Source organism: Kitasatospora sp. NPDC058218, from assembly GCF_042882445.1.
Taxonomy (GTDB): Bacteria; Actinomycetota; Actinomycetes; order Streptomycetales; family Streptomycetaceae; genus Kitasatospora.
The window spans coordinates 11,824-33,813 of record NZ_JBHVWC010000007.1 but is presented as its reverse complement, the minus strand read 5'-3'; the positions used below and the strand labels follow the sequence as shown (position 1 = coordinate 33,813).

Annotated in this window: 14 protein-coding genes; 9 read left to right on the top strand and 5 right to left on the bottom strand. The window is 74.7% G+C overall.

What is annotated here, in order from left to right; genetic code table 11:
• Positions 1 to 6: 6 nt before the first annotated feature.
• A complete protein-coding gene (locus ACFVYI_RS05935) occupies positions 7 to 831 on the top strand; it encodes a carbohydrate ABC transporter permease (RefSeq protein ID WP_387881911.1) in 825 nt (274 codons plus the stop codon).
• A complete protein-coding gene (locus ACFVYI_RS05930; RefSeq protein ID WP_387881910.1) occupies positions 831 to 2,441 on the top strand; it encodes an amylo-alpha-1,6-glucosidase in 1,611 nt (536 codons plus the stop codon). The genes ACFVYI_RS05935 and ACFVYI_RS05930 overlap by 1 nt, the downstream gene beginning before the upstream one ends.
• Before the next feature lie 78 nt (positions 2,442 to 2,519).
• Here the strand turns inward: ACFVYI_RS05930 and ACFVYI_RS05925 are convergent, their stop codons facing one another.
• Positions 2,520 to 4,406, bottom strand: a complete 1,887-nt coding sequence (locus tag ACFVYI_RS05925; RefSeq protein ID WP_387881909.1) for a CocE/NonD family hydrolase — start codon at positions 4,404 to 4,406, stop codon at positions 2,520 to 2,522.
• 308 nt (positions 4,407 to 4,714) lie between these two features.
• On the opposite strand from ACFVYI_RS05925, the gene ACFVYI_RS05920 reads away from it, so the two are divergent.
• Complete coding sequence (locus tag ACFVYI_RS05920; RefSeq protein ID WP_387881908.1) at positions 4,715 to 4,954, top strand: hypothetical protein; 240 nt, start codon at positions 4,715 to 4,717, stop codon at positions 4,952 to 4,954.
• Positions 4,955 to 5,086: 132 nt separating this feature from the next.
• Here ACFVYI_RS05920 and ACFVYI_RS05915 read toward each other — a convergent pair whose 3' ends face one another.
• The 4 genes from ACFVYI_RS05915 to ACFVYI_RS05900 all read right to left on the bottom strand — a co-directional run bounded on the left by ACFVYI_RS05915 (position 5,087) and on the right by ACFVYI_RS05900 (position 14,690).
• Positions 5,087 to 5,773, bottom strand: a complete 687-nt coding sequence (locus ACFVYI_RS05915) for a LuxR C-terminal-related transcriptional regulator (RefSeq protein ID WP_387882036.1) — start codon at positions 5,771 to 5,773, stop codon at positions 5,087 to 5,089.
• Positions 5,774 to 6,153: 380 nt separating this feature from the next.
• On the bottom strand, positions 6,154 to 8,970 hold the full coding sequence (locus ACFVYI_RS05910; protein WP_387881907.1) for an ATP-binding protein: 2,817 nt from the start codon (positions 8,968 to 8,970) through the stop codon (positions 6,154 to 6,156).
• Between the two features lie 4 nt (positions 8,971 to 8,974).
• The gene (locus ACFVYI_RS05905; RefSeq protein ID WP_387881906.1) at positions 8,975 to 11,836 is read right to left on the bottom strand and encodes an AAA family ATPase; all 2,862 of its coding nucleotides are present in this window, start codon (positions 11,834 to 11,836) and stop codon (positions 8,975 to 8,977) included.
• Positions 11,837 to 11,900: 64 nt separating this feature from the next.
• Positions 11,901 to 14,690 carry an AAA family ATPase gene (locus tag ACFVYI_RS05900; RefSeq protein WP_387881905.1) on the bottom strand — a complete coding sequence of 930 codons (2,790 nt, stop codon included), beginning with the start codon at positions 14,688 to 14,690 and terminating at the stop codon, positions 11,901 to 11,903.
• Positions 14,691 to 15,029: 339 nt separating this feature from the next.
• Here ACFVYI_RS05900 and ACFVYI_RS05895 point away from each other — a divergent pair, with 339 nt between their 5' ends.
• The 6 genes from ACFVYI_RS05895 (at position 15,030) to pabB (ending at position 21,928) form a co-directional block, all read left to right on the top strand.
• A complete protein-coding gene (locus ACFVYI_RS05895) occupies positions 15,030 to 16,451 on the top strand; it encodes a glycosyltransferase (protein WP_387881904.1) in 1,422 nt (473 codons plus the stop codon).
• Between the two features lie 24 nt (positions 16,452 to 16,475).
• Complete coding sequence (locus ACFVYI_RS05890) at positions 16,476 to 17,537, top strand: DegT/DnrJ/EryC1/StrS family aminotransferase (protein WP_387881903.1); 1,062 nt, start codon at positions 16,476 to 16,478, stop codon at positions 17,535 to 17,537.
• Positions 17,534 to 18,712: a cytochrome P450 gene (locus ACFVYI_RS05885; RefSeq protein WP_387881902.1), complete on the top strand. Its 1,179-nt coding sequence runs from the start codon at positions 17,534 to 17,536 to the stop codon at positions 18,710 to 18,712. The genes ACFVYI_RS05890 and ACFVYI_RS05885 overlap by 4 nt, the downstream gene beginning before the upstream one ends.
• Before the next feature lie 24 nt (positions 18,713 to 18,736).
• The gene (locus ACFVYI_RS05880; protein ID WP_387881901.1) at positions 18,737 to 18,931 is read left to right on the top strand and encodes a ferredoxin; all 195 of its coding nucleotides are present in this window, start codon (positions 18,737 to 18,739) and stop codon (positions 18,929 to 18,931) included.
• A 32-nt stretch (positions 18,932 to 18,963) separates the two neighbouring features.
• Positions 18,964 to 19,719: a thioesterase II family protein gene (locus tag ACFVYI_RS05875; protein WP_387881900.1), complete on the top strand. Its 756-nt coding sequence runs from the start codon at positions 18,964 to 18,966 to the stop codon at positions 19,717 to 19,719.
• A 61-nt stretch (positions 19,720 to 19,780) separates the two neighbouring features.
• A complete protein-coding gene (gene pabB / locus ACFVYI_RS05870; RefSeq protein WP_387881899.1) occupies positions 19,781 to 21,928 on the top strand; it encodes an aminodeoxychorismate synthase component I in 2,148 nt (715 codons plus the stop codon).
• Positions 21,929 to 21,990 lie beyond the last annotated feature (62 nt).

The following is a 21,990-nucleotide window of genomic DNA, read 5'->3' as shown; positions in this document are numbered from 1 at the left end:
GCCGGCATGACCAACCGGAAGCAGCTCCTCCTGCACGCCGTCCTCGCCCTCGGCGGCCTGCTCATGCTCTTTCCGTTCATCTGGATGATCCTGACCTCCTTCAAGGGCGTCAACCAGATGATCAACGAGCCGCTGGCCTGGCTGCCCGGGCCGTGGCGCGCGCGGAACTACCCGGACGTCCTCCGCCAGGTGCCGATCGGACGGGCCTACTGGAACAGCATGTACATCGCGGCGATCACCGTCGCGGCCACCCTGTTCACCGGCGCCATGGCCGCCTACGCCTTCGCCCGGATACCGTTCCGCGGCTCGGGGCCGATGTTCGGCCTCTTCCTGGCGACCCAGATGGTCCCGGCACAGGTCACCATCGTGCCGCTCTACATCATGCTGGCCAGGCTCCACCTCATCGACTCGCACCTGGCGCTGATCCTGCCGGCCGTCGCCAACCCGTTCGCGGTGTTCCTGCTGCGCCAGTTCATCCGGGCCGTCCCGGTCGAACTGGAGGACGCGGCACGGATCGACGGGGCGAGCCGCTGGACCATCTTCTGGCGGATCATCCTGCCCAACATCCGGCCGGGCCTGTGGACGCTCGGCATCATCGTCTTCCTCGCGAGCTGGAACAGCTACTTCTTCCCGCTGGTGTTCCTGAACACCCCGGACCTCTTCACCATCCCGCTGCTGCTCGACTCCTTCAACGCCCAGCGCGGCGGCATCGACTACGGGCTGACCGCCGCCCTGTCCGCGATGACGGTGGTGCCGATGCTGATCGCCTTCCTCGTCGGGCAGCGCAAGATCCTCAACAGCATGGCCTCCTCGGGCCTGGGAGGGCGCTGATGTTCACGCTGGACCTCGTGGAGCGGCCGTTCACCGAGCGCGGCTCGCGCCTGCTGGTGACGGCCCACCCGGACGGACTCCGGGTGGCCCGGGCCGAGTACGAGACACCACTCACGGAGACAGTGGAACTGAGCGGCCTGGTCGTGCGCGACCGCGCCGGACGCGTGCTGCCCGTCGTCTCGGCGACACCCACCGAAGTGGCCTTCGCCGGCGGGGTGTCCCTGCTGTTCGCCGACACCTCGACCCTGGTGATCGCCGGCCACCGCGCACAGGCCTTCTGGCGCCGGCCCGACGGCGCGGACCAGGCCCTCGCGCTCACCGGCTGCCACGTGCTGACCGGCCCGGCGGGGACCTGGTCGGAGCCGGCCGTGCGCGCCGCGGCCGAGGCCCGCTGGGACGCCTGGTTCGCCCGCATGCCACCGGTCCGGGCGGACCTCGCCGAGCGGGCCCGGATGGCCTGGTGGACGCTGGCCGTCAACCTGCTGCCGATCGGCGGCCGCGAGGGGCTCGTCCCCTCCAAGTACGGCTACGTCGGCGTCTGGAACTGGGACGCGCTCTTCCACGCCGTGGCCCTGCGGCACGCCTCGCCCGCGCTCGCCCGCGACCAGATCCGGCTGCTCCTCGACCACCAGCTCCCCGACGGCCGGCTCCCCGACGTCGTCCACGACCACGGCGTGCTCGCCGAGACCACCGACCTCCCCCGCTCGGACCACGCCCGGCTGAGCGAACACGTCGGCCGGGCGAACGGCACCGCGCCCTCCCCCGACCCGGTGCCGGTCACCAAACCACCGCTGGCCGCCTGGGCCGTCTGGAAGATCCACCAGAGCGCCCCGGACCTCCCGTTCCTCGCCTCGGTCTACCCCGCGCTGGTCCGCGCGCACGACTGGTGGTTCGCCGCCTCCGACCCGGACGGCGACGGCCTCCCCGCCTATCTGCACCCCTACTCGTCCGGCCTGGACGACAGCCCCGTCTGGGACTACGGCCCCCGGGCCGAACCCCCCGACCTCAACTCCTACCTGATCCACCAGGCCGACCGCCTGGCCGACATCGCGGACGCCCTGGGCCTGCCGGCGGACGCCGCCCGATGGCGCTCGCGCGCCGCCGCCCACGCCGAGCTGCTGGTCGCCGAACGCTGGGACGGCACCCGCTTCGTCACGCTGGCGGACGACGCGCCGGTGCCCGTCCGGACGGTGCTGGAGCTGATGCCGCTGTTCACCGGACGCCTGCCCGCCGAGGTGGCCGCCGCCCTGGAGCGGACCCTCCGCTCCGGCTCCTTCTGGGGCGAACACCCCGTCCCCACCGTCGCGTTCGACGACCCCGCCTTCGACCCGGACACGATGTGGCGCGGCCCCGTCTGGCTCAACGTCAACTACCTGCTCGTCGACGGCCTGCGCCGCTCCGGCTTCACCGCCACCGCGGACGAGCTCCACCGCCGCTCCCTGGCCATGGTGCGCGACGCCGGCGGCCTCTACGAGTACTGGAACCCGCTGACCGGCGCCCGCGCACCCCGGGCGGCCTCCGGCTTCGGCTGGTCCGCCGCCCTGTTCATCGACCTCGCGACCGACCCGTCCCACCGGCCCGGCCCCACGGCTCCCGCCGGGAGTGACTGACCGGGCGCGGCGCGGCATGCCCGGCTCACGGCGCCGCGCCGCGTGCCGGGGCCGTGCGGGCCGCCCGGCCGGGAGCCGTCAGCCGACCACCGGAAGGTCGACGTAGGAGGGCCGCACGGCGCCGTGGCCGATGGTGTAGGCGGCCCTGCCGTCGGCGGGCAGGAGCTGGAAGGAGTCGGGGTTGGCGGCCGCGACGGTGAGCCGGATCCGGTCACCGGCCCGGAACAGGACCGAGGTCGGCTGGAGGTCCAGGGTCACCTGCTGGGGCGTGCCCTGCGGGAACGGCGTGGCGTCGGCGGCCGCGTAGCTGCGCGGGGTGCGCAGCCGGCGCCAGTCGGGGTTGCTCCACCGGGGGGCCACCGCCCGGTCGGTGAGGGCGAGTTGGCCCTCGGTGATGTAGGTGACCCGGCCGTCCGGGGCGACGTCCTCCAGGTAGACGTGCAGGGCGCCGTCGCTCGCGCCGCTGACGCCCGTCACGTCGAGGGTCACCCGGCCCGGGCCGGTCACCCTGGTGTCCTCGTGGACGGGCGGGCTGGTGTAGCTGAGCAGCCTCCTGTCGACGGCGGCGCGGTCGGGGTAACTGACCGGATCGGCCGTGAGGTTGGTGTTCCAGCGGTCCAGCGGGCCGGTGCCGGCCGCGGGGTCGAGGACCAGCGGGTCGCTGTCGGACCGCCCGGGGGCCGGTGCCGGCCGCTGCCGTCCGAGGGTGTTCCCGTCGCCCAGGTAGAGCCGCCGGGTGCTCGTCCCGGGGACCGGCCAGCGGTCGGTGGTCCGCCAGCGGCCCTCGTTCAGGGTGTAGTAGTGCACGCGGCGCTTCCCGTCGGGGTGTTCGCCGTCCTTGACGTAGCGGTCGAAGAACGCGAAGGTCCGCTCCCCGATCTCCTGGCGTTCGGCGCCGGTGAGCTGCCGGCTGGGCAGGAACGGGTCGGCCAGGTACCCCTGGCCGTGGTTCCAGGGGCCGATCCAGCTCTCCTGCGTGTTGGACAGGCCGGTGAACTGGGACAGCACGCCGTTGGGGGTGCCGGCGTCCAGCCACCCGGCGTCGGTGTGCACCGGGACGCCGCCCGCCTCGATGGCGGCGGAGCGTTGCGCCACGCCGGTGACCGCCCAGCTCTGCGGGCCGTCGGTGTAGTCGCGGTGCACCCCGGTGCGGGCGAGGTCGACGAGGTTGGCGTTCGCGGCGTGCTCGGCGCGCGCGGCGGCGCGCAGCGCCGGTCCGTCCGGCCCGTCGACGGGTTTCGGCGCGGCGCCGGTCAGCCCGTACTCCTCGCAGAGCCGCTCGGTCTCGGCGCTGGTCGCGCAGGTGGTGCCGTCGGCCCGGTCGAGGATCCGCAGCAGCAGGGAGTAGACGGCGACCCGGGGCTCGATCAGCAGCCCACCGGGGCGGATCAGGTCCTCGTAGGGGTCGAAGTCGTAGGAGTTCGGCGCGGCGGCGGTGATGTGGTGGTTGCGCAGGCCGAGGGCGAGGATCGCGGTGTCGCCGCCGTAGGAGACGCCGGTCGTGCCGACCCGGCCGTTGGACCAGGGCTGGGCGGCGATCCAGTCGCCGAGCGCGCCGCTGTCGGCGATCAGGGCCCGGCCGAGCTCGGCGTCGAGCGTGCCGAACGAGGCGCCGGTGCCGCGCAGATCGGCCACCACGAAGGCGTAGCCGCGTTCGTTCCAGCGGCCCGCGACACCGGCCCTGGGGTCGTTCTCGGGCCCGCCGGTGTGCTCCCGGGAGCGCCAGTACCGTTCGGTCTGCAGGACGGTCGGCAGCCGCCGGCCGACGGTGGTGCCCGGCGGCAGCCAGACGTCGACGGCGAGCCGGACGCCGTCCGGCATCGCCACGTAGAGCGAGCGGAGCCGGGGGAGTTCGGCGCCGCTGCCGGCGGAGGCGGCGGCCGCCGGGGCGATCGGGAACGCGAGCGCGGCGAGCACGGCCAGCAGCGCGATCAGCGGACGGCGGACGGAGCGGGGTGGTGGCACGGGCGTCCTCGTTTCGGTCGTGGCGACCGTGCCGCGCGCCTGTTCCACGCCCGGGACGGCACGCCGGCGCGCCGCAGGGCCGGCCGGCCTTGCCAACGCGCCATCCACGGGACTGAGTTGATGTCCCGCCAGGGCAACGTCGGGCACCCCCGCATTGCTCCCGGCCGCCGTGCGCGGCCACCGCGCGCCGGCGCCGGCTCTGCGAATTTCCCCAGTGCGGTCTCCGTACGATCGGAGTCGTGCCACCCGCCGGTCGGTGAATCGAATCGACCGGTGCCGCCCATCACTCCTGCGGAAACGGGGGAATCGTGCCAGTCGACACCGTTGTCGACGTTGTCGACCGAGACGTTCAGGGGCCGGTCCTGCGCATCCTGCGCGGCCGGGTGAGCGGTGAGGAACTCGCCGCGATCACCGTGGCGCTGTTGCGGCACTGCCGGGAGGGCGCGGTGGCGGCCGAGGCCTCCCGCACGGCACCGGTCGCGGCGCCGCGCCGGGCCTGCTGGAGGTTCGTGCCGTACCGGGCGCCGAGCGCCTGGGCGGCGGCGTGATCCCGCGCGCCACCGGACCGGGAACGCCAGGCGCTCACCGGCCCGGCCGGGGCAGGCTCGCCGAGGTCAGGACCTCGGCCCGGCAGCGCGCGGACGGCACCGGGCGGACGGCCCGGTGCCGGCCGCGCGGCCTCACTTGATGAAGTCCTGGACGACCTTGGGCGGCCAGATTCCCACCTTGAGGACGCCCATGGAGTACGCGCGGGACACCAGGGCGGCCCGGTTGGGCACCCTGAGCTTCCGCAGCAGGCAGGTCACGTGGTACTCGACGCCCTGGCGGCTCAGGTAGAGCCGCGCGGCCAGCGGGACGGTGGAGACGCCGGCCGCGATGCCTTCGAGGATCCGGGCGTCGATCTCGCTCAGGATCTTCTTGCGACTGCTGGCGACCTCCGGGTCGGCGGCCTCCCGGCGCGCCGACATCATCACCAGGATGGAGGAGAGTTCGGGGGTCCCGCTCTGGACGGCGACGGCCGTGAGCGGGACGGTGAACGCGTCACCTCCGGCGCCCACCGCGATGACCTCGGTGGCGAAGCGGTCACGGCGGCCCTCGACGAGGCCGGCGAACTGCCGCAGCAGCGGCTGGTGGACGCTGGGGTGGACCAGATCGCAGAAGGTGCGGCCGCACAGGCCGGCGGCGGAGTTCCCGAACTGCCGGAAGAACTCCTGGGTGGCCTCCTGGATCGTGAGGGTCCGATCGAGACAGGCCATGTTCAGACCCGGCTGGTCGAGCAGCGGATGGAGCTGGGCCGACCCGGCGCGGTCGGACTCGACATCCGGCGCCACGGTCGGCGCCGAGTCCTCCAGGACGGGAGCGGAAATAGCCAAGGAACTCATTTCCCTTCACGAACTCGAAAGCACGGGAGCCGAAAAGGCCCGGGAGCAGGTACCCGCCGCACCGCTGGCATTTCCACGGCCAACACGATGGGGTACGAAAGAGAGCCTAGATTTGCGCGGCGATTCCGGTCAATGCGCCCAGGCATGTTCACCGCCAACCCCGTGGTCGATCACCGGTACGGTTCGGTCCGCATCCACACCTTCGGGGGTTCGGTACGGTGCGGTGCCCGGCGCACCGCCGGTCACCGCGCTGACCAGCGATGGCACCGGGAATGCCGGACCGCCCGTCCGGCCCCGCCACCGGGGGGCCGAACGGGCGGTCACCGAACCACCGTACGAGGACCGCGGGAATCCCCCGGCCCCGCTCACCGACAGGCGGCGGCCGGCGCCCCGCCGAGGAGCGCGGTCAGCTCGCGCCGGCCCGTTATCCCGAGCTTCCGGTAGGAGTTCGTCAGATGTTTCTCCACCGCGCGGGAACTCACCCCCAGGGACTCGGCGATCTCCTGATTGGTCAGCCCGCCGCCCACGAGTGCACCCACCCGGCGCTCGGCGGGGGTCAGCACCGCCCCGGCCGGCGCGCCGATCGCGGCGCCGCTGTCCGGACCGGGCCACGGGGTGCCGCAGGCGGCCGCGAGCTCGGCGGCTCCGCGCAGCATCGCCTCCGCCTCCGCGCCCCGCCCCAGCCGGCTCCCCAAGGAGCGCATCGCACGGGCGAGTTCGAGCTCGTTGGCGGAGCCGCGCAGGATCTCGACGGCCTCGCGCAGCAGCTCGGTACCCGCGCTGCCGTCCTGCAGTCGCCCCTTCAGCCGCAGCGCGCGGCCGACCCCGACCGGCGCCCCCCAGGAGAGCGCCTCGGCGTACTCCTGCTCGGCGAGCGCCTGTGCCGTGTAGGAGTCGCCGAGCAGATGCGACAAGGTGATCGCCCAGGGCCGCCACGGAAACAGCACCGGATTGCGCCAGCCCGCCGCCATCAGCTCCCGGCCGCACGCCAGCGCCGTCTCCAGGGCCTGCTCCCGCCGGCCGCGCTGTGCCTCGACCGACACCTGGAGGAAGCGGAGCATCGCCGTCTCGAACAGGCCCGCCGGTGGTCGGCGGGCCGCCTCGGCCAGCACCCGTTCGGTCAGCACGCCGTCCCGCCCCTCCAGGGCGACCGCGGCGAGCGCGGCCGTGGCGAGCGCACCGCTGCGCTGCCAGTCGGACGCGGCCAGGTCGAACGCCCGCTCACCGTGCTCCCGCGCCAGGGCCAGGCGCCCGCAACCGAGTTGGACCAGCGCGTGCTCGGCGTGGCCTAGCGCGTCCGCGGCCGCGCCGCTCTCCCGCCTGGTCCGCTCCCGCGCCGCCAGCCAGGCCTGGACGGAGCGCGTCGAGTCCGCGCCGACCAGGGCGCACACGACGAGCGGCAGGACGGAGTGCGTCGGCACCGCGGTGGCCGGCTCGCGCTCCAGGATCCGGTGGGCGTGGCGGGCGACCTCGGCGGCCGGCAGGCTGCGGCCGAGCGTCGCCGCGTCCAACAGGACGGCCAGCAACTCGCGCTCGGCACCCGAGCAGACCGCCGGCTCCTCGCCGAGCCCGCACAACCGCGCTACTGCGGCGGCGAGTTCGGCACCGTCCTCGCGCGCGCAGTACCGCAGCCGCGCCTCCATCCGCAGGGCGACCGCACGCGCGGAGCCCCGCAGCAGGTCGGCGGGGCCCAGCTCCACGGCGGTCTGCCGCAGCACGACCAGCGACGACCGGCCGACCGCACCCACCACACCGGGCGCGAGGCGCAGCGCCGCGGCCGCCCGGTCGGTGGCGGTGGCCAGCAGCGGGATCGCCTGGGCGACGTGCCGCTCCCCCGCCACCGGGTCGAACGCGTGCTCGGCGGCGGCCAGTTCGATCAGCAGGCGGGCCCGGTCCTCGTTCTGCTCGGGGCTGTCCAGCAGCGCGCGCAGCAGGTAGCGGGCGGCCGTCTCGGGAGCGCCGCGACGCAGCGCGCTCTGCGCCGCGGTGCGGAGCACCGTGACCACCCAGGCGTGGCCGGCCGCCGGAACGGCCACCAGCTGTGCGGCGACCTGCTCGGCCGGGCGCCCGCTGCGGTACAGCAGCTCCGCCGCCGATTCCTGCCGGCCGGTCCGCTCCGCCATGGTCATCGTGGACTCGATCGCGTCCTGGACCACCCGGTGGACGAAGCGCGGCGCCTCCCCGCCGACCAGCAGACCCAGCCTGCGCAGCGCCCGCGCCGCCGCGGCGCAGCCGCTCCGGTCGAGCCCGGCGAGCGCCGCGACCAGCCCGGGGTCGTTCTCCTCGCCGAGCGTCGCCATCGCCGCGGCCAGGTCCCGGACCGGCTGCGGCTGGGTGCGCAGGCAGCCCGCCAGCCGGTCCCGGAGCCGGGCCGGGCGCAACCGGCGTGCCGTGTGGGCGTGTTCGGCGTTCGGCCGGGCGCCGCGGGCCACCAGACCCGCCAGCAGCGAGGTCAGGAACAGCGGACTGCCCGCGGCGCTCTCGTGGCAGGCCCGGACGAACTCCTCGTCGCCCGGCTCACCGAAGTGACGTTCGACCAACCGTCGGGTGGCGGCGGGTGACAGCGGACCGGGGACCGGCAGGCGGCGCATCCCGCTCGTCGCCTCGCGCACCGGCGGGTCGGCGGAAGCCGGGTCGCCGCCCCGCAGCGCGCAGACCAGGACGGCCCGCAGGCCGCGCAGTCGCACGGTGAGGTGGGCGAGCCAGCGCAGCGACGCCTCGTCGGCGCACTGCAGGTCGTCGATCAGGAGCAGCAGCGGGGTCTGCGCTCCGATGGCGCCCAGGAGTGCCAGCAGGCCGTCCTGCACGGCGTCGGCACCGTCGTGGGCACCGGCGCCGGGGGCGGCGTCCGCTCCCCCGGCGGGCTGGACGCCGTCGCCGATCACCTGCCGGGCGTCGCCCGCCTCGCGCAGGCGGCGCTCGCGCTCCGACCGGGGCGGCACGGCAAGCAGGCTGTCGAGCAGCTGGCGCACCACGCCCAGGGTGAAGTCCCGCTCCATCGGTGCCGCGTTGGCGCGCAGGACCCGCACGCCCTGCGCCTCGGCGCGGGTGGCCAGTTCGGTCAGCAGTGCCGACCGGCCGCTGCCGAGCGGGCCGGTCACCAGCAGGGCGGACCCGCCGCGCTCGCAGTCGCGGAGCGCCTCCCGTACGAGGGCCAGCTGGGAGTCCCGTTCGAGCAGCATCCGTTCAGCGTCCTTCCATCGCGCGCAGGAACGAGCACAGCTCCTGGCGGCCAGTGATTCCGAGCTTGAGGTAGGTGCGGCTCAGCCGGAGTTCGACCGTGCGGGTGGACACCGCGAGGACGCCGGCCGCGGAGCGGTTGGTGTGCCCGCGCCCGACGAGCCGGGCCGTGCGGCGCTCGGCCGGGGTGAGAGCGTCCCAGAGGGCGTGCGCCCCGCCGCACGACCGGGCGGACCGCGCCAGCTCCTGCGCGAGGTGGCGGGCCCGCGTCGCCACCGGGCCGGCCGGACGGGTCGCGTCCTCGAACGTCGAGAGTTCCGCGAGCGCCGCCGCGGCGGCGCGGCGGCCGCCCTGCGCCAGTTCGGCCGCGCACTGCTCGGCCAGCGCCCGGGTGTGGGCAGGCCCGCCCGGTCCGGCCGGCCCGCTGCCCGCCGTGCGCACGATCCGGCGCAGGGCGGCCGGCCGGTCGGACCCTTCGGTCGACCCGGCGCACAGCTCGACGCACAGCTCGGCCCAGGCGAGCGCGCTCGGTGTCCCCCACCGCCGGGCGAGCAGCAGCTCCGCGCGGTTCAGGCGGCGCGCCTCCTGCTCGTCCCCGAGCGCCCGGCAGGCCCGTGCGGCGAGCGAACGCCACGGCAGCAGCGCCGGGTTGACGCGGTGGCGGTTCAGCAGCCGCCGGCCGGCCTCCAGCAGGAGTTCCCTGGCCTCCTGCGGCCGCGCCCCGGCCGATGCCACCAGTGCCCGTGCGAACAGCAGCCCGGGCCAGTGTTCGCCGGCCTGCGCGGCATCGGGCAGCGGCGCCGCGGCCAGCGCTCCGGCCGTGTCCGGTCGGCCCGACTCCAGCTCGACGACGATCCGGACCGCCCTCAGGTGCGCCAGGGTGACGGCGTACCGGCCGACCGGTCGCAGGGCCCGCTCGGCGGCGCCGAGGTCCCGTTCCGCGGCGGCCGGCCTGCCCCGGCGCAGCCGCAGCTCGGCCCGGGCGGCGAGCACCGGGGCAAGCCCCACCAGGAGGTGATCATCCGTCAGTTCGGACAGCAGGGAGGTCAGTCCGGCTTCGGCCTCGTCGTGGTCGTCGGCCAGCATGAGGGCCTTGCAGGCGGCCAGGCGCGGTTGGAACAGCCCGCCGCCGACAGCCTCCCGGCCGGCCAGCGCGGCGCGGGCGAGCTCCCTGACCCGCTCCGGGCCGTCACCGGCCAGGGCGAGGTGCCACGCGCGGACCCCGGCCTGCGCGGGCGAGGCCGGCGGGTCGGGCAGCGCGGGCACCTCGGGCGGGAACGACGCGGAGCCGTCCGGTGGGGTGGCGTCGGCGGACCAGAACAGGGCGATCAGATCGTCCCGCTCCAGCCCCCGGGTCGCCGGCAGCACCTCGGCCACGGCCCGGCGCATCGCGTCGGCGTCGCCCCAGCCCAGTCCGAGGTCGGCCGCGCGGACCCGCAGTGCGGCGGGTGAAGCCGCGCTGCGGACGATGCCGCCGAGCCGGCGGTCCCCCGCCTCCGGCGTGCTCAGCAGCTCCGCGACGGCCAGCTCCAGGTCCAGCCGGCCGCGGGTCCGCGGGTCGCCCTCCTGCTCCAGCGCACGGGCCAGCAGCCCGGTCGCGCGATCGGGCTCCCCGTGCCGCAGGGCGGTCAGGCCGCCGCGGCGCAGCACGGCCGCCGCCCAGGGCGCCCCGGTCGCCCGCGCGCCCAGCAGCAGGGCGGCGACGTCCTGGTCGTCCGCCGCCGCCCGGTGGGCGAGTTCGGCGGCCCCGGTGTGCAGGTCGGCCCGGTCGCCGACGGTCATCTCCTCCAGCACCCGGGCCCGCACCGCCGGCTCCAGGTACGGCCGGCCGCTCGACGGGCGGACGAAGCCGGTCGCCGCCAGTGCCGCCCGTAGCCGGTCCTCGCCCGGCGCGCTCACCCGGGCGAGCCGGCACACGGCGTCGAAGTCCAGCAGCTCGCCGCAGACGGCCAGCGCCCGCACGACGGCGGCCACCTCGGCGCCGAGCCCGCTCAGCACCCGGGCGACGTGGTCCCCCAGGACGCCGCCGCCGATCGTCCTCAGCTCGGGCGCCCGCGCCGCGACCGGCTGGTGTCCGAGTGCGGCGAACTGCCGAAGCGACTCCCGGAGCAGCGCGGGGTGGCCGGCGGCGATCTCGTGCAGGACCGCCGTGAAGTGCCGGTCGCCGGCCCGGCCGCAGAAGCGCGCCACCTCGGCGGCCGCGGCAGCGGCGTCCAGCGGCGCCGGGGTGAGTTCGCACACCACGACCTGGTCCGGTGCGCCGGCGGGCAGGCTCAGCCAGTCGGGCCCCTCGGCCGTGACACCGCTGCCGCTCGCCAGTACGGCCACCGGCAGCTCCACCGACCGCCGGACCAGGGCGGACAGCCAGTGCAGCGACGCGGCGTCGAGCCAGTGGGCGTCCTCCACCGCCAGCAGGGTGGGCCACCGCCGTGCGGTGGCGGCCAGTTCGGCCGGCCCCGGGAGCTCCCGCGGCTCCGGCGACTCTCCCGGCTCCGGCGGCCCCGGCGGTGCGCCCGGCCCGGCCCGTCGACCGCCGGTGTGTCCCGTGCGACCGGCCGCGCCGTCGAGCGGCGCGAGCAGCCGGGCCAGGGCGCCGTGGCGCACCTCGCGCTCGAACCGGGCCGCCCGGACGTGCAGGACCCGTAACCCGTCCCGCTCCGCCCGGTGGGCCGCCCAGCGCACCAGCCCGTTCTGGCCGAAACCGGGCGGGCCGGCCACCGTGACGACGGCGGGCCGGCCGGACCGCAGGCCGGCGAGCAGCGCCGTCAGGGTTCGCCGTTCGGTCTCCCGGTGGATCGGCTCCGGGTCCGCCGGAGGGGCTCCCGGGGCGGTGGCGCCGGAGCGGGGCAGGGCAGGTGGCAGATCCATGGTCAGTCCCAGGTCTTCGGACGATCGTGCGGTTCTTCCGGACCGGTGCGGCCGCCGCCCCCGGTCAGCGGCGGCCGTCCGGCACCACGACGGCCCGGGCGGGCAGCGCCGAGGCCAGCGCCGCGCGGTGACCGACCCCGAGCTTGCGGTAGACGTTCGTCAGGTGCGTCTCCACGGTGCGCACCGTGACGAAGAGGGTCTGCGCGATCTGGCGGTTGCTGGCCCCGCTCACCACCAGGCCGGCCACCTTGCATTCCGCGCCGGTCAGCATGTCGACCCGCGAGGTGGTGATCTCGCGCATCCGGCCACCGGCGCTGATCAGCAGCCGGCGGGCCGCTCTGGCGAGGGCCAGCGCCCCGCAGCACCGGGCGCGGTCGGCGGCCGCACGCAGGTGTTCCCGCGCCCCGGCCTGGTCACCGATCGTCAGCAGGGCCCGGCCGAGCGCGTACTCCGCCCGGGCGTGCTCGGCCGCGGCGGGCGAGCAGGAAAGCCGCGCGACCGCCTCGGCGAGCAGTTCGACCCCGGGACGCCCCCCGGTGATCACGCCGCGGGCGAGCGCGGCGAGCCCGAGCCCCCGCGCCGTCCCCCAGCGCCGCGCCGACTCGGCGCCGTGTTCCGCGTACTCCCGCGCCGCGTCGGGGCGGCCGAGCGAGGCGAGGACCTCGCAGGCCAGCGACCACCACGGGGCGAACACCGGGTTCACCAGGCCCGCCTCGCGCTGGGCCCGGCCGCTCTCGACCAGCAGGCGCAGCGCCCCCTCGCCGTCGCCGACGGCCCACCGCACCCGCGCACGCGCCATCAGGTACGGGTGGTAGTCCAGGACCGAGCCCCGGGGCTGCGGGCGGGCGATCCCGGCCAGCAGGTCTGCGGCGGGCCCGGTCTCGCCCCGGTCGAGCAGTGCCGAGGCCAGCACCACCCGCGGCAGGGCCAGCCGTGCGCCGCAGCTCTCCTCGCCGACGGTCTCGATGACGGTCCGGGCGTCGGCCATCGCCTCGGGGATCGCGCCGATCGCGTAGCGGACCAGGGCCCGGCCGGACAGCGCGAGCGCGCGGGTCCACGCCGTGTGCTCCCCCTGCCCGTACCGCAGCGCGCGTTCCAGCACGGTGAGCGCGTCCTGGGTCTCGTCGGCCAGGCCGAGCGCCACCGCGGAGGTGATCAGCGGCCAGTTCTGCCCGACCGGGCCCGCCGCGTTCACCACCTGCCGGGCGTGGTCGACCGTCACCTCCCTGGAGCTGCCGTACAACGCGGACAGCAGCGCGCTGAGTGCGTGCCGCTGCTGCGCGGCGGCGCCGTCGGCGTCCGGCCCGGCCGGCTGCTCGACGCGTCGGCGCAGCGGGGCGACCGTGCTGCGGTCGGCCGAGCCGGTGATCAGCAGGACCGACTCGACGGCCGTGCGCAGCTCGTCCTCGGGCCCGAGCTGCGCCCGCAGGGCGCGCAGGATCGCGGCGAGTTCCCCGGCGGCGGCCGGCGCCTGGTGGGCGGCCAGGCAGGTCATCCCGTACTGGACCGCGATCCTGGCCCTGGCCCGCACGTCGGCGGCCCGCGCGAGGGCCTCGCGCAGCAGCGGCACGGCCTCGATCGGGTCGGCCTGGGCCAGGGCGTCGGCCAGCCGCAGGCGCACCGCGTCGTCCTGCGGCTCGGCCTCCAGCACCCGGTGCAGGTACCCGGCCGCGCTGCCGGGCGCGCTGCGGGCCTCGGCCAGTGCGGCCGCCTCGCGGAGCACCGTCACCATCCACGGCTCGGGGGTGCCCGGGAGCTGGAGCAGGTACCCGGCGACCTGTTCGGCCGGGCGTCCGGCATCGCTGAGCAGAAGGGCCGCCCTGGTGCGGAGGCGGGCGAGTTCGCCGCCGCCGAGCGGGTCGAGGACGGCGCGGCGCACCGCCTCGTCCATCCGGGCCGGGTGCCGCGCGGCGACGAGTTCGCAGCGGCGCAGCAGCCCCAGGGCGTCCTGGACCAGGGCGCCGGGGATGCCGGCCAGGGCGGCGACGAGGTCCGGCGAGTCCTCGCCGAGCACCGCGGTGGCGGTGGCCACCTCGCGGACCCAGGCGGGCATCCGGGCGAGCCGGCCGTGCACGGACAGCACGACCAGCCGGCCGCCGAGTTCGGCGGCCCGGTGCGCACCGCGGGCGTCCGGCCGTACGCCCTCCGCGCAGAGCGCGCGCAGCAGCCGGGTGGCCCGGCGGGGATTGCCGCCGGAGCAGGCGAGGACACGTTCGGCGAACGACGGCTCGACCGGTGCGCGGAAGACCTGCCGGGCCAGGGCGCCGATCTGGGCCAGGCCGAGCGGACCGAGCCGCACCGTGGAGTACGCGGGCTGCGCGACGAGGTCGGCCCAGGCCTGCGGGGCGGCCGGCTCGCCCTCGGTGCGCCGGGCGAGGACCACCAGCAGCGGCAGGCCCTGGGCCCGGCGGAGCGTGAAGTCCAGCCAGCGCAGGGACTGTTCGTCGCAGGCGTGGGCGTCGTCCAGCACCAGGACCAGCGGGCGGTCCGCCGTCAGCCCGGCCACGAGCGTGTGCAGGCGGTGCAGCACCTGGTAGTGCGAGGCGGCCCGGGGCCGGTCGGCCACGTCCTGGCCGGTGAGGCCGAACCGGCCGAGGAGGGCCAGCGCGGCGGCGTAGCCCGGCCCGACCGCGGTCCGCCCGCAGGCGCCGTGCGAGACCGTGACGTCCCGGTCGGCCGCGCTCTCCAGAAAGGCCCGCAGCAGCCGGGTCTTGCCCATTCCGGTGGTCCCGGATATCACCACCAGGCCGGCCCGGCCGCGGCGGGCGGCGTCGAGCCGCGTCTCCAGGACTTTCAGCTCGCCGGTACGGCCGGCTATCGGGGTGGGCAGCACCGGAGTGGTCGCGTGATTCATGAAAGCAATCCCCCCGTCACCCTGGCGAAACAGTCCGGGTCTCGATATTCCCGGGAACATTTAGAGCGCTGCACCACAAAGGTGCGCGCCCTGCGTCAGGCTACCCTCCGTCGACGATCCGAACCATATGAGAAGTATCAAGAATGACTGTCGGTGGCGAGCCGTGGCAACCCCGCCACCGTACCGACAATCCGGGCATACCGGACGCTCGAACCCCCTCCGCGCCGGTGCCGCCCCGGGCGTGCGCCGCCCGAGTCTAAGGATTTCCCGGCGCCGGCCGTGAGACCAAGTTCTGGTGCAGCCACCACGCCCCGCCCCGGCCATGCCCCAGGGAGTCCGATGACCACCGCACCACGGCCGATCCTCTTCGTCAGCCTGCCGGAGAGCGGCCTGCTCAACCCGATGCTGGTCCTGGCCCGCGAGCTCGCGCAGCGCGGCACGCCCGACCTGTGGTTCGCCACCGACGAGCCCCGGCGTGCGGACGTGCAGGGGTCGGCGGGGCGTACGCCGGTGGAGTTCGCCTCCCTCGGCGAGGTCTTCTCCGAGCTGTCGGCCGTCAGCTGGAGCGACGAGGTCTACCGCGAGGTCACCCAGACCTCGCGCTTCAAGGCGCACCGCGCGGTCATCCGCCAGTCGTACCGGCCGGATCTCCAGGCCGAGAAGTACCGCCGCCTGGAATCCCTGGTGGCGAAGATCGACCCGGCGCTCATGGTGATCGAATCCATGAGCTCGTTCGCCGTCGATCTGGCACTGACCAGGAACATCCCCTTCGTCCTGAGCGTGCCGTTCCTGCCCAGCAATGTGCTGACGTCGCACAATCCGTTCGGCAGCTCCTACACCCCGAAGGACTTTCCCGTCCCGCACTCCGGACTTCCGTTCCCGATGACGTTCGCACAGCGTCTGGGCAATCGATTCTTCAAGCTCCGGACACTGGCCCTGTTCTTCACCCCGAGCATGAGCAAGGTCCTCTCCGCGGACAACCGGATCCGCAGGGAACTGGGCCTGCCGGCGCCCAGTCCGATGACCCGGATCGACCGGGCCGAAATGGTCCTGTGCAATTCCGTTCCGGAGCTGGACTACCCCTTCGACATTCCGGAGAAGATGAAGCTGGTCGGCGCGGTGATGCCACCGCTGCCGGAAGCCTCCGGCACCGGGGCGGACGACGGCCTCGGCGCCTGGCTCGACGCCCGGTCGTCCGTCGTCTACATGGGGTTCGGCACCATCACCCGGCTGACCCGCGACCAGGTCGGGGCCCTGGTGGAGGTCGCCCGCCGGCTCGACGGCAGGCACGACGTGCTGTGGAAGCTGCCCGAGGAGCAGCAGCGCCTGCTGCCCGCGCGGGAGTCGCTCCCGGGCAACCTGCGCATCGAGAGCTGGCTGCCCTCACAACTCGACGTCCTCGCCCACCCGGCGGTCGCCGTGTTCTTCACCCACGGCGGCGGCAACGGCTTCCACGAGGGCGTGTACTTCGGCAAGCCCCTGGTGGTGCGCCCGCTCTGGGTGGACTGCTTCGACCAGGCGGTGCGGGGCCGGGACTTCGGCATCAGCCTCACCCTCGACCGGCCGCAGACCGTCGACCCCGACGACGTCGTCGACAAGCTCACCCGGGTGCTGGACGATCCGTCGTTCCGCAGCCGCGCCGAACGACTGGGGGGGCTGCAGCGGGCGGCCGGCGGCCGCGTCCGGGCCGCCGACCTCATCCTCGGCCTCCCCGCGCTGAGCCGCCCGGGCAGCGGCGACCGCACCCGCGTCCAGAAGTGACGGAGCACCAGGAGTGAGGACCACATGACGTTCAGGTACCCCGTGTCACGGCCCGGTCTCGACGGCCGGGAACTCGAATACGTCACCGCCACGATCAACGACGGCTGGATCTCCTCGCAGGGGCCCTACGTCCGGCGCTTCGAGCAGGCCTTCGCCGACTACAACTCGATCGCGCACGGCGTCGCCTGCTCGTCCGGGACGACGGCGCTCACCCTGGCACTGCGAGCGCTCGGCATCGGCCCCGGCGACGAGGTGATCGTCCCCGAATTCACCATGATCGCCACCGCCTGGGCCGTCAGCTACACCGGCGCGACCCCGGTCTTCGTCGACTGCGGCGACGACCTGAACATCGACCCGGCGCGGATCGAGGAGCGGATCACGCCGCGGACGAAGGCCGTCATGCCCGTCCACGTCTACGGCCGGCGGTGCGACATGGACGCGATCATGGACATCGCGTTCCAGTACAACCTCAGGGTCGTCGAGGACTCCGCCGAGGCGCACGGCATCCGCCCGGTGGGCGACATCGCGTGCTACTCGCTCTTCGCCAACAAGATCATCACGGCCGGCGAGGGCGGGATCTGCCTCACCGACGACCCGCGCCTGGCCGGCCAGCTCGCGCACCTGCGCGCCATGGCCTTCACCACGGACCACAGCTTCCTGCACAAGAAACTCGCCTACAACTTCCGGATGACGGCGCTCCAGGCGGCGGTCGCGCTCGCCCAGGTGGAGCGCCTGCCGGAGATCCTCGCCACCCGCCGCGAGATCGAACACCGCTACGACCAGGGCCTCAAGGACATCCCGGGCCTCACCCTGATGCCCGCGCGCGACGTGCTGTGGATGTACGACCTGCGCACCGAACGCCGCGACGAACTGCGCGCCTTCCTGGCTGGCGAGGGCATCGAGACCAGGCTCTTCTTCAAGCCGATGAGCCGCCAGCCGGGCTACCTCGCCCCGCACTGGCCCACGCTCAACGCCAACCGGTTCGCCGAGGACGGCCTCTACCTGCCGACCTACAACGCGCTGACCGCGGCCGACCAGGAGTACATCACCGGGAAGATCCGCGCCTTCCACGCGAGCGCCTCATGACCGGCGTCGAGCCCACCGTGGTGGACTTCCCGCTGCGCAGGCCCGGCGAGCCCTTCCCGCCGCCGCGCTACGAGGAGTACCGCCGCCGGCAGGGGCTGGTGCTGTCCTACCTGCCCAACGGGAACAAGTGCTGGCTGGTGACCCGCCACCAGGACGTGCGCGAGGTGCTGACCAGCCGCAGCATCAGCTCCAACCCCGACCATCCGGGCTTCCCGAACATCAGCGCCACCATGGGAGTGCCCCGGCAGGAGCAGATCCCCGGCTGGTTCGTGGGCCTGGACTCGCCCGAGCACGACCGGTTCCGCAAGGCGCTGATCCCCGAGTTCACCGTCCGGCGGGTCCGCGAGATGCGCCCCGCCATCGAACGCATCGTCGACGAGCGCCTCGACGCACTGCTCGCCGGAGGGAACGAGGCGGACCTGGTCGCCGGGTTCGCGCTCCCCGTGCCGTCGCTGGTGATCTCGACCCTGCTCGGGGTGCCGCCGGTCGACCGGGACTTCTTCGAGTCCCGCACCCGGACGCTGATCACCATCCGGGCCTCGACCGACCAGCAGCGCGACACCGCCACCAGGGAACTGCTGCGCTACATCAACAGGCTCGTCGCCATCAAGGAGAAGTGGCCCGGCGACGACCTGATCAGCAGGCTGCTGGCCACCGGCGCGATCCGGACGCAGGAGCTCTCCGGAGTCCTGCTGCTGCTCCTGATCGCCGGCCACGAGACCACCGCGAACAACATCGCCCTGGGGGTGGTGACCCTGCTCGCCAACCCGGAGTGGAAGGGCGACGACCGCGCGGTCGAGGAGACCCTGCGCCTCCACTCGGTGGCCGACCTGGTGTCGCTGCGGGTGGCCGTGGAGGACGTGGAGATCGCCGGGCACCTCATCAGGGCGGGCGAGGGCATCGTGCCGCTGGTCGGCGCGGCCAACCACGACGCCGAGGTCTTCGCCTGCCCGCACGCCTTCGACCCGGCCCGGACCGAACGCCACCACGTCGCCTTCGGCTACGGCGTGCACCAGTGCCTCGGACAGAACCTGGTCCGGGTCGAACTGGAGATCGCCTACCGCCGGCTCTTCGAGCGCGTTCCGACCCTGGAACTCGCCGTACCGATCGAGGAACTGCCCTTCAAGTACGACGGCGTGCTGTGCGGGCTGCACGAGCTGCCCGTCCGCTGGTAGGCACCGACCACCGGGAGGACCCTCATGCACATCACCGTCGACACCACCCGCTGTATCGGCGCCGGCCAGTGCGTCCTGAACGCGCCCGAGGTCTTCGACCAGGACGAGGACGGCCTGGTCACCGTCGTCACCCGGCGGCCCGCCGCCGCGGAGTGGCCGGACGTGCGCCGGGCGGGCGGTCTCTGCCCGTCCCGGGCGATCACCGTCCACGAGGCCTGACCCCACCCGTCCGATCGAAAGGAACGGCCCCCGTGAACGGCACGGACACCTCCACGGCGCTGTGGCTGCGGCGCTTCCACCCGGCCCCGGACAGTCCCGTGCGGCTGGTCTGCTTCCCGCACGCCGGCGGCTCCGCCGGCTTCTACCGCCCGGTCGCCACCCGGTTCTCCCCGGGCGTCGACGTGATCGCCCTGCAGTACCCGGGACGGCAGGACCGGCGCCGCGAACCCTGCGTCGGGGACATCGGCACGCTGGCCGACCTGATCACCGACCAGCTCCTCACGCTGGACGAGCGGCCCACCGTCCTGTTCGGCCACAGCATGGGCGCGGTGCTGGCCTTCGAAACGGCCTGGCGCCTCGAACAGCAGGGGGCGCACGCACCGAAGGCCGTCATCGCCTCCGGCCGCCGGGGGCCCTCCACCACCCGCACCGAGACGGTGCACCGGCTCGGCGACGACGGGATCCTCGCCGAGATCCGGCTGCTCGACGGCACCCAGGCCCAGCTCCTGGGCGACGACGAGATCCTGCGCATGGCACTGCCCGCGCTGCGCGCCGACTACCGCGCGATCGAGACGTACCGCTGCCCGCCGGACCGCCGGCTGCGCTGCCCGCTCACCGTGCTGACCGGGCAGGACGACCCGCGCACCTCGCTCGCCGAGGCGCGGGCCTGGCAGCACCACAGCACCGGACCGTTCCGGCTCCGGGTCTTCCCCGGCGGTCACTTCTTCCTCACCGACCGCCAGACGGCGGTCAACGACGAGATAGCGCGCGAGCTCGACCGGCCCTGACGTGCCACCGCCGCCTCGTCGAGCCTTCCGTCCAGGGCACGTGCCGAACAAGGACCCTCTGATGCGCACACTTCTCGTCGACAACTACGACTCCTTCACGTACAACCTCTTCCACTACCTCGCCGAGGTGAACGGGCGGGAGCCCGAGGTGATCCGCAACGACGACCCGGCCTGGCGGCCGGAGCTGCTCGACGGGTTCGACAACGTCGTCCTGTCGCCCGGGCCGGGCACCCCGCACCGCCCCGCCGACTTCGGCCTCTGCGCGCGGATCGCCGAGGAGGGGCGGCTCCCGGTCCTCGGGGTCTGCCTGGGGCACCAGGGCATGGCCCTGGCCCACGGCGGCCGGGTGGAACGCGCGCCCGAGCCCCGGCACGGGCGCACCTCACGCGTCCGGCACGACGGCAGCGGCCTCTTCGACGGGCTGCCGCAACCGCTGGAGGTGGTCCGCTACCACTCGCTCGCCGTCACCGACCTGGCCGCCGACCTGGAACCGACCGCCTGGGCCCAGGACGACGGCGTGGTCATGGCGCTGCGGCACCGGGCGCTGCCACTGTGGGGCGTGCAGTTCCACCCCGAGTCCATCGGCACCGAGGGCGGCCACCGGCTGCTGAAGAACTTCCGGCGGCTGACCCGGCTGCACGGCCGCCGCCGACCCGCTCGGACCGCGACCCCTGCCCCGAGGTCCGCGCCGAGGACCGCGCCGATGACCGGGCCGAGGACCGCGCCGCACGCGAATTCCGGCACCGGCGACGGTCCACCGGTCCGGCGGCTGCGCGTCCTGGCTGAGCGGCTGACCACCGAGTGGGACGCCGAGGTGGTCTTCGACCGCCTGTTCCGCTCCGGCGACCGGCCGTTCTGGCTGGACAGCAGCCGCCCCGGCGGCGCCCTGGGACAGGTCTCCGTCCTGGGCGACGCCTCCGGCCCGCTCGCGCGGGTGGTCACCGCCGACGTGTTCGCCGGCACCGTGACCGTGACGCGCGCCGACGCGACCCAGATCGTCCACAGCGCCTTCCTCGACTGGCTGGAGCGCGACCTGCAGGCCCTGCGGGTCGACCTGCCCGACCTGCCCTTCGACTTCGCGCTCGGCTGGGTCGGCTGCCTGGGCTACGAGCTGAAGGCCGAGTGCGACGGCGAGCGGACACACCGCTCCGCCGACCCCGACGCGGCCATGGTCTTCGCGGACCGGGCGGTCGTGCTCGACCACCGCTCCGGCACCAGCCACCTGCTGGCCCTCGCCGAGGACGGCCGGGAGGACGCCGCCCGGGCCTGGCTGGCCTCGGCGGCGGCGCAGCTCGCGGCTTGCGCCGACCAGCCGCCCGCACCGTGCGGACCACCCGCGCAGTGCCAGGGCGCGAACCTGCAGCTGCGGCACGACCGCGAGGCCTACCTCGGCCTGATCGAGCGCTGCCGGGAGGAGATCAGGGCCGGTGAGACGTACGAGGTCTGCCTGACCAACATGATCGAGGCGCCGGCCGACCTCGACCCGTGGCAGGCCTACCGCTTCCTGCGCCGGGCCAGCCCCGCGCCGTTCGGCGCCTTCCTCGACTTCCCCGGCCTTTCCGTGCTGAGCACCTCCCCGGAGCGCTTCCTGCGGGTCGACCGGCAGGGGTTCATGGAGTCCAAGCCGATCAAGGGGACCCGGCCGAGGGGAGCGACACCGACCGAGGACGCGCTGCTGGTCGCCGATCTGACGACCAGTGAGAAGGACCGGGCCGAGAACCTGATGATCGTCGACCTGGTCCGGCACGACCTCGGGCGCTGCGCCGAGGTCGGCACGGTGGTGGCCGACCCGGTCTTCCAGGTGGAGACGTACGCCACCGTGCACCAGCTGGTCAGCACCGTGCGGGCGAGGCTGCGCGCCGACACCACGGCGGTCGCGGCGGTCCGCTCCGCGTTCCCCGGCGGCTCGATGACCGGAGCCCCGAAGATCCGGACCATGCAGATCATCGACCGGCTCGAAGGCGGACCGCGCGGCCTCTACTCCGGCGCCATCGGGTACTTCTCGCTGAACGGGGCCGCCGACCTGAGCATCGTCATCCGCACCCTGGTGCTGAGCGGCGGGCGGCTGCGGTACGGCGTCGGCGGCGCGATCATCGCCCTGTCGGACCCGGCGGCGGAGTTCGACGAGACCGTGGTCAAGGCGGCGCCGCTGCGGATGCTGCTCGACACCGCCGTCCCCGGCCAGCGAGTCCCCTCCGGGCACCTCTAGGGCTTTCCCGGTGCTCCCCGGTCGAGCATGGAACAGCAGACCGTACCGTGGCCGGCTTCTCC

What these genes read in the sequence shown, in the direction of transcription:
- ACFVYI_RS05935 (WP_387881911.1), top strand. Translation starts at nt 7, where the DNA reads ATGACCAACCGGAAGCAGCTCCTCCTGCACGCCGTCCTCGCCCTCGGC.
- ACFVYI_RS05930 (WP_387881910.1), top strand. Translation starts at nt 831, where the DNA reads ATGTTCACGCTGGACCTCGTGGAGCGGCCGTTCACCGAGCGCGGCTCG.
- ACFVYI_RS05910 (WP_387881907.1), bottom strand. Translation starts at nt 8,970, where the DNA reads ATGCTGCTCGAACGGGACTCCCAGCTGGCCCTCGTACGGGAGGCGCTC.
- ACFVYI_RS05905 (WP_387881906.1), bottom strand. Translation starts at nt 11,836, where the DNA reads ATGGATCTGCCACCTGCCCTGCCCCGCTCCGGCGCCACCGCCCCGGGA.
- ACFVYI_RS05900 (WP_387881905.1), bottom strand. Translation starts at nt 14,690, where the DNA reads ATGAATCACGCGACCACTCCGGTGCTGCCCACCCCGATAGCCGGCCGT.
- ACFVYI_RS05895 (WP_387881904.1), top strand. Translation starts at nt 15,030, where the DNA reads ATGACCACCGCACCACGGCCGATCCTCTTCGTCAGCCTGCCGGAGAGC.
- ACFVYI_RS05890 (WP_387881903.1), top strand. Translation starts at nt 16,476, where the DNA reads ATGACGTTCAGGTACCCCGTGTCACGGCCCGGTCTCGACGGCCGGGAA.
- ACFVYI_RS05885 (WP_387881902.1), top strand. Translation starts at nt 17,534, where the DNA reads ATGACCGGCGTCGAGCCCACCGTGGTGGACTTCCCGCTGCGCAGGCCC.
- ACFVYI_RS05880 (WP_387881901.1), top strand. Translation starts at nt 18,737, where the DNA reads ATGCACATCACCGTCGACACCACCCGCTGTATCGGCGCCGGCCAGTGC.
- pabB (WP_387881899.1), top strand. Translation starts at nt 19,781, where the DNA reads ATGCGCACACTTCTCGTCGACAACTACGACTCCTTCACGTACAACCTC.